The organism is Microcoleus sp. PH2017_28_MFU_U_A, assembly GCF_020738035.1.
GTDB lineage: Bacteria > Cyanobacteriota > Cyanobacteriia > Cyanobacteriales > Microcoleaceae > Microcoleus.
Map to the genome: position 1 here is coordinate 1 of NZ_JAEQCX010000194.1, position 7,113 is coordinate 7,113.

Here is a 7,113-nt window from a genome sequence, read left to right on the forward strand (position 1 = left end):
AATGCGGTTGTCGGTGCTGGTGACCCAGTTGCAAAACTGCGACCACAGGTTGGCGCTTTCGCGCTGCTGTAAGGTTGCTGTCATGGTTTTATGATTGCTTTATTTGGTTTTCAATGTTCGTGACGGCTTTGTGTTCCGCCATGTAAATAAATATAAAGCTTTTATTTCGGTTTGTAAAGGGGTTTTAAGCACAGTTTTTCTTATAACTGGTATAAGCCATACTTATATTTATCCCAAAGCTTGCTGTATGGGGAATTCAAAAGCAGACTGGGGAATTTACAGGCGATCGCACCAAGAAAAAAATGCTCATAATTTAGCTGATAACGAGATTCGGGACTGGCGTGAGTGTTAAGATAAATGAAGGAGCGCGATCGCCAACCGCAAAACTCCCAGTGAGATATATATGTTATTGCGTAAGTCCGATCGATAAAAATCTCAAGGAATGTCCCGCACCGTCACCTACAGCCCTGCCTATACGTTGGTTCCCACCTACGAGTGTTACAATCGCTGCACCTATTGCAATTTTCGGGCCGAACCGCTGCAAAGTCCTTGGCTGACACTCACAGAAGCCGAAAAACAGCTCAAATTGCTGCTTCCTCAAGGTGTAATTGAAATTCTGATCCTCAGCGGCGAGGTACATCCCCAGAGTCAACGGCGCAAAGCCTGGTTTCAGCGGATTTACGATTTGTGCGAACTGGCACTTAGTCTCGGATTTTTACCGCATACTAATGTGGGGCCGCTCAGCTTTGAGGAGATGGCACAGTTAAAACAGGTGAATGTCTCGATGGGGCTCATGGTAGAACAGTTGTCCCCCAATTTGTTAAAAACGGTTCACCGACACGCACCGAGTAAAGTGCCGGCGCTGCGGCTGCAACAGTTAGAATGGGCTGGGGAATTGCAGATTCCGTTTACCACTGGTTTGCTGTTGGGAATTGGGGAAGCTGAGGCGGATTGGATTGAGACGTTGGAGGCGATCGCCCGGATTCATTCGCGCTACAATCACATTCAAGAAGTTATTTTGCAGCCTCACAGTCCGGGAAACAAGCAAAGTTGGGACGGCGAAGTTTTTGATACTACAAAAATGCCACAAGTAATTGCGATCGCCCGCAGCATTTTACCATCTGAAATCGCCCTACAAATTCCGCCGAATTTAGTTGCACAGCCCCAAATATTGCTAGCTTGTTTAGAAGCAGGTGCGAGAGATTTAGGTGGAATTGGGCCACTGGATGAAGTTAATCCAGATTATCCTCACCTGCAACACCAAACTTTAACAGAAATTTTAGCAGCAGCCGAATGGCAACTCGTGCAGCGTTTGCCTGTTTATCCTCAGTACGATAACTGGCTACCGCAGAGATTGCAAACTGCTGTCAAACAATGGAGAATTGGGGGGAATATTTATCAAATATGAATTGCGCGCGGCGGGTTAGAAACCGGGTTTCTTAGAAAAATTAGGGTTTAGTAGCGAGGAATTAGGGAAGAAACCCGGTTTCTCGATACCCATGTGTAAGTCCTATAAACTTGCATAATATCAGATTTTAAATCAAAGAACCGCCGCCATCAATCCAGACTTCAGTACCTGTGATAAAGCTGGAGGCATCGGACACCAAAAATAAAACTAATTGAGCGATTTCTTCGCTGGAACCTGCGGTATTATCAGTCAACGGAATCACATCTTTAATACAATCAGCCGGGACTAGGATGCGATCGAGATGGCGCTTAACGGTACTTTGATCGATCGCAGTCAGCACTCCACCCGGACATATCACATTGACTCTGATGTGGCTGGGTGCAAGTTCTAGCGCCAGCATTTTTGCAAAAGCTACCTGCGCTGCTTTGCTGCAAGCGTAAGCTGTAGCGCCAACTTTCCTGAAACTTCTGGTGCCGTTAATCGATGATGTAATGACGATGGAACCTCCTTGTTTTTTGAGATAAGGAACAGCATACTTAACCGTCAAAAAAGTTCCTGTGAGGTTGATGTTAATTGTCCGATCCCATTCATCCGGTTCTATTTCTTCTATCGGCGACCAGACACCATTAATCCCCGCATTTGCGAACACAATATCAATTCTTTGATATTCGTCAAAAATTGTTTCAAATGCCTGTTGCATATGCTTAGAATCAGCCACATCTGCGGCAATCGCCAGCCCGCAACCTCCTTGATTGACCAACTCGCGGACGGTTTCTTGTGCTGTTTCTAAAATGCGATCGATAATTGCAACTTTTGCGCCTTCTTGGGCGATTAATATTCCTGCTGCACGTCCAATGCCCGACCCGCCGCCCGTAATTACGGCAACTTTTTCTGCAAGTTTCATAATTTTTTATTTAAATAATTTAGTGGCGCGATCGCCTATAAAGTAAGATTAGAAAGAGAGGACTGAAGTCCTCACTACGAACAGGCTTTAATCAGCAAAAATCAGAAATAGCCAAGTAAAAAATGGTTGGATAGGACGATCGTAGCCGTAAGGTGCGCAGCGCGCACCCTACTTCAGATAGAGGATGCCGTCAAGATTTAGGTCATGCTTAGGGCTGAGGAACCCAGACAGAAACTGAACCGGCGTTGCACCTAAAATCAGCCCAACCATCGTCATTAGTTGCGATCGGTTCTTTGATGTGTTCGGTGATGTCAATATAAGTTTGATTTGGATGTCCGACTTCCATAAACTTAGTGCCATCGCCTCCATTACTCAGTACCACAGCCATACCGCCCGGATGTTCTTCATCTCCGAGTCGCGTCCAGCCAATCGTGTTGGCGTGGTCGAAGTAATCGTACTGATTCCCGTAGGAATAAGTTTGGCGTGCGAACAAGAATTGATCGAGAATCCCTTGATGTTTGTCTAACCAAATCTCGTATTCGTTGCCATCATTTGCTGTGTCCTTATAGTTTGCGCCGTAATAATCTGGGTAAAAAATGCACGGATATCCTTCGCTACGCAGCAGGATTAAAGCGTAAGCTAAGGGTTTAAACCAAGCCTCGACAACTGATTCTAGGGATTGCAAAGGTTGGGAATCGTGGTTGTCAACCAAAGTAACCGCGAGGGTTGGTTGGTCTTTTACCAGGGTGTTGTCAAAAATGGTACGCAAGTCGTAGCTATTGCCAGCTTTGCTAGCAGCGTGGAAGTTGTAGTGGAGGGGCGCGTCAAATAACGATACTTTACCATCCGTTGCTTGGATGAAGTAGTGCAAAGCTTCCACTTCGTAAGACCAATATTCACCGACGGCAAATAGGTCGCGTTTGGCATAGTTGCGGACGTGTTCCAACCATTCTTGGAAAAATTCTGCTGCTACGTGTTTGACGGCATCGAATCGAAAGCCGTCAACGTTTGTTGTATCGACATACCACTCGCCCCAGTATTTTAATTCTCCGGTGACTTCTGGGTTGTCCATATCTAAGTCGCAACCCATGAGGTAGTCAAAATTACCTTTTTCTAAGTCTACTCCGCGATCGAATTCTTTGCCTTTTAGCAGGTAAACGGCATGGGTGTCTGTGTTGTAAACGTTGTAATCAATGGCGTCAAAATGCCACCAATGCCACTCCATGCTGGAATATTTTTTGTCGCGGCCTGGGAAAGTAAAATGCGTCCAAGCTTTGATTTTTTGATATTCGCCTACGGTGTCATTGCGGTTGTCTGGATTGAAGGGTGTGGCTTCGGCTTCTTCTTCTGCATCTGCACCTAATTTGTGGTTGAAGACAACATCGGCATAAATCCGAATTCCTACATCTTGTGCAGCTTTGATCGCGCGCAAATATTCATCTTTTGTGCCGTATTTGGTGCGTACCGATCCTTTTTGGTCGAATTCACCTAAGTCGAATATGTCGTAAACACCGTAACCTACATCCATCCCGCCGCCGGTTCCTTTATAGGCGGGCGGCAACCACAGGGATGTCACGCCTATTTTTGCTAAATCTTTTGCAGATTCTGCTAGCTGATTCCACAGGCTGCCATCAGCGGGGTTGTACCAGTGGAAATACTGCATCATGACGCCATTGACTTGAGACATATTAAGTTTCTCCTGTTTTGTAAGGTTGTCAGATATATTTTTGTTCGTTGTCGGTGCGCTCTAAATATGTCTGCAATTTACGGTCAATACTTATCATAAAATGTTGACCTTAATAAAGATATCTATCTGTTGATAGATTGACAATTGAGTGTGTTTTTGCTAATACTGTTTTGATATATAATTCAGTAAAAAATATGTTCTATGATTTGTAAATTTGGGTTCAGAAACTTGCTGAATATTGTTGTTTGCTGTTTGCGTTTGAAGCAACACAATCAAATTGGTTGGCTCGTTTGGACTTGAGTTATATGATTTTTACTGCGGACTGAAGTCCTCACTACTAACCAATTTGATGCGGACTGAAGTCCTCACTACGAACCTAGTAGAGGATTCTTGGATTTGCCGATCGCACAACTACCCACCACCTCTTAACTGTAAATTATCAAGTTGTTGCAGGTTCTGTGGCTACTCGCTCAATCTTAGTTTCCCAAGTACCATCGATCGCCAATTCGAGCAATCTAAATCCGGGCCCGATAGTATCGAGGACAATCGGATGGCTTTTGGGTAGCAGTTGGATGCAGGTACTCGGCGTGCCCAAGTAGGAAACTAAGCCTCGCTGTTGATGAAATTCTTGGTGAATGTGCCCGCAAAGGACGATTTTGATTTGAGGGTATCGATCGACAATTGCGAAAAATTCATCGGCATTGTGCAGCATCATGCTGTCCATGATTTCACTTGCGATCGCCAGCGGATGATGGTGCAAAGCGATCGTAACAAATCGATCGCCCGTTTGTTGCAGTTGAGAGTCCAGCCACTGCAAGCTGTCTGGGGAAAGCCGCCCGCCGTCGCATCCGGCTTCCACACTCGAAAGCAGCACAAACTGCCAGTTTCCCAGCATCCACGATTTGTCTGGGGAAATCGGCGGCTGATTTAAGATTTCTGCCATGACTGGGATGTTGTCGTGGTTTCCCGGTATCCAGTAGGCGGGAATTCCCAGGGGGGCGATGAGGGAGATGAGGCGCTGGTAAGATTTGGGTGTTTCGTCTTGGGATAAGTCGCCTGTCAGCAACAGTAAGTCGGGGGGCGGCTGTATCTGTTGCAGGCGATCGAGAACTGCTAGCAGGGTGCGGGTTGTCGAGATTCCTTTCCATTGTCGATCGCACTCTGCGAACAAGTGAGTGTCGGTGATTTGGGCGACGAGTAGGGGAGAATCTGGTGTCATGGCTGCTGTTGCGGGTAAAGCGGAGGCGATCGAGCTATTTCTAGATTAGCCTGGGATGCCGTTGTGGGGGCGATCCTCTTCGTTGGCGTAGCCCCCGTAGGGGCGGGCTTCGCTAACGAACATTGGGCGATGGAAATTTTTGAGAGATATGTTGAAATAATCAGGATTTAGTGTATTATCGTATAACGTCAATTTTCAGACGTAACGGCGGCATAGCCAAGTGGTAAGGCAGAGGTCTGCAAAACCTCCACCCCCAGTTCAAATCTGGGTGCCGCCTTTATTTTTATGTGTTTGTACAATCTCGAAACTCCTTGTTTGCAAGGTTTCTGGGATTGTAACGGAGTGTAACCCGCACGTAATCGCATACAATCGACCACAGAAAGTAATGCAGATTTAATGTAATGGAAAATCAAGCGAATCCGGCGGGGGAGGTTGAATCAGACCAATGGAAGACTAAAGGCGGCGAGGATAGGTGTTCTGATTGAAGAAAGAGACGATCGCCTTTCCTTGTGAGCAAAAACCGGTTAATCGAGGATCGATCGAGACTCCTCAATGGCATAGCCATAAGTCTTAGGATCGCGAATTAAATAATTTACACATATTTGTGGGATGGGCGTCCCGCCCGTCCATAAAGGACGGGCGGGACGCCCATCCCACAAGAAGAATAAAAATTGTAAGTTATTTAATTCTCATTCCTTACAAAGCGATGCGGATAAAAGGACTTGAACCTTCACTCCTTTCGGAACCAGAACCTAAATCTGGCGCGTCTGCCAATTTCGCCATATCCGCATTTTGACATTTGATTATTATAACACACAACATAGCGATAAGTCAACATCCAAAAACCCGGTCATTTTTGCACGCCGGGTTTATTGAGTTATAGGCACAGCAATTTTCCGTATTTTTAACTCATTACTTAGTTTTGCCCGATCGCCTTCCAGGTGATTTCGTCAACCACGCCGTCAGCAGTCAAACCCTTATACTCCTGAAATTTCTTCACAGCCGTAGCAGTGCGAGCGCCAAAAATGCCGTCGATGGGGCCCGGATCGTAACCCTGCATTTCCAGACGCACCTGTAGCGTCTTCACCTTGGAACCGGCAGCACCTTTAGTCAGAGCAGTTGCAGGATTGCCGGGAACAGGATCGCTGTTCTGAGTGGGAGCATTCCCCTGCAAATTTTCAGAAGCTGGCGCCGGATCTGCGGCTAAAGCTGTCCAAGTTTCTTTGTCCACGATGCCGTCGGAGTTCAACCGCTTAGACTGCTGAAAGGCACTGACAGCGGATGTGGTGCGAGAACCATAGGAACCGTCGATCGTCCCGATCGCGAAACCGTGAACCAGCAACCGCTGCTGTATGGCGGCAACTTCTGGGCCGTCTGCTCCTGCGGAGATAGTTTTTTCCTTTCTCACAGGCTTTTGCTCTCCTGCATAAAAAGGCTTGTTAAACATATCTCCTTGGGTAGTTGCTTCGGGCTGTACTGACGCACCCGGATCGGCGGGAGCTGTAAAGTCTCTGCGGTACTGTTCCTGCACAAAGGGTTTAGACTCGAAGGCTGCATTTGCCTTTTTAGTCAGCCCTGGAGCTAGCAGAGCGAGCACGCTGAAAATCGTAACAGTAGTTACACGCATAAGTTTCATCCTATTGGTGAGGTTTGACAAGGTTTCCCTGTTTTCTATGTTTCTCAATCTCATTGTATTACCCGGATAGCTTTCTGAGAAATATAGTAGAATGCCGAAGGAAGTTCGACCGCCGATTCTGTAACCGATTTAACGGATGGTTTGAAGGTGATTTTTTGATTAACCGCTCGTAAAAACCTGGACAAAGCTACCCAAAAGTAGTCAATGTTAGACATCTACGTTGGTAATTTTAGTCCACAGTCCTAAAACTACAGGAATA

At 46.4% G+C, this 7,113-nt stretch carries 5 protein-coding genes and 2 tRNA genes; 2 read left to right on the top strand and 5 right to left on the bottom strand.

Annotated features, from left to right (window positions below):
- Positions 1–442 precede the first annotated feature (442 nt).
- On the top strand, positions 443–1,408 hold the full coding sequence (cofG, locus tag JGK14_RS33180; RefSeq protein ID WP_293193836.1) for a 7,8-didemethyl-8-hydroxy-5-deazariboflavin synthase subunit CofG: 966 nt from the start codon (positions 443–445) through the stop codon (positions 1,406–1,408).
- Positions 1,409–1,535: 127 nt separating this feature from the next.
- Here cofG and JGK14_RS33185 read toward each other — a convergent pair whose 3' ends face one another.
- From JGK14_RS33185 to cpdA, 3 genes are all read right to left on the bottom strand, one after another.
- Positions 1,536–2,312 (bottom strand): SDR family oxidoreductase, encoded by a 777-nt coding sequence (locus tag JGK14_RS33185; RefSeq protein ID WP_293187049.1) that lies wholly within the window; start codon positions 2,310–2,312, stop codon positions 1,536–1,538.
- A gap of 208 nt (positions 2,313–2,520) precedes the next feature.
- Positions 2,521–3,999 carry an alpha-amylase gene (locus JGK14_RS33190; RefSeq protein WP_325315975.1) on the bottom strand — a complete coding sequence of 493 codons (1,479 nt, stop codon included), beginning with the start codon at positions 3,997–3,999 and terminating at the stop codon, positions 2,521–2,523.
- A 439-nt stretch (positions 4,000–4,438) separates the two neighbouring features.
- Positions 4,439–5,218 (bottom strand): 3',5'-cyclic-AMP phosphodiesterase, encoded by a 780-nt coding sequence (gene cpdA / locus JGK14_RS33195; RefSeq protein ID WP_325315976.1) that lies wholly within the window; start codon positions 5,216–5,218, stop codon positions 4,439–4,441.
- Between the two features lie 206 nt (positions 5,219–5,424).
- On the opposite strand from cpdA, the gene JGK14_RS33200 reads away from it, so the two are divergent.
- Positions 5,425–5,495: transfer RNA gene (locus JGK14_RS33200), tRNA-Cys, on the top strand.
- A gap of 430 nt (positions 5,496–5,925) precedes the next feature.
- Here the strand turns inward: JGK14_RS33200 and JGK14_RS33205 are convergent.
- Both JGK14_RS33205 and JGK14_RS33210 read right to left on the bottom strand, forming a co-directional pair.
- Positions 5,926–6,007: transfer RNA gene (locus tag JGK14_RS33205), tRNA-Leu, on the bottom strand.
- Positions 6,008–6,134: 127 nt separating this feature from the next.
- On the bottom strand, positions 6,135–6,845 hold the full coding sequence (locus tag JGK14_RS33210) for a peptidoglycan-binding domain-containing protein (RefSeq protein ID WP_293187046.1): 711 nt from the start codon (positions 6,843–6,845) through the stop codon (positions 6,135–6,137).
- Between the last annotated feature and the right edge of the window lie 268 nt (positions 6,846–7,113).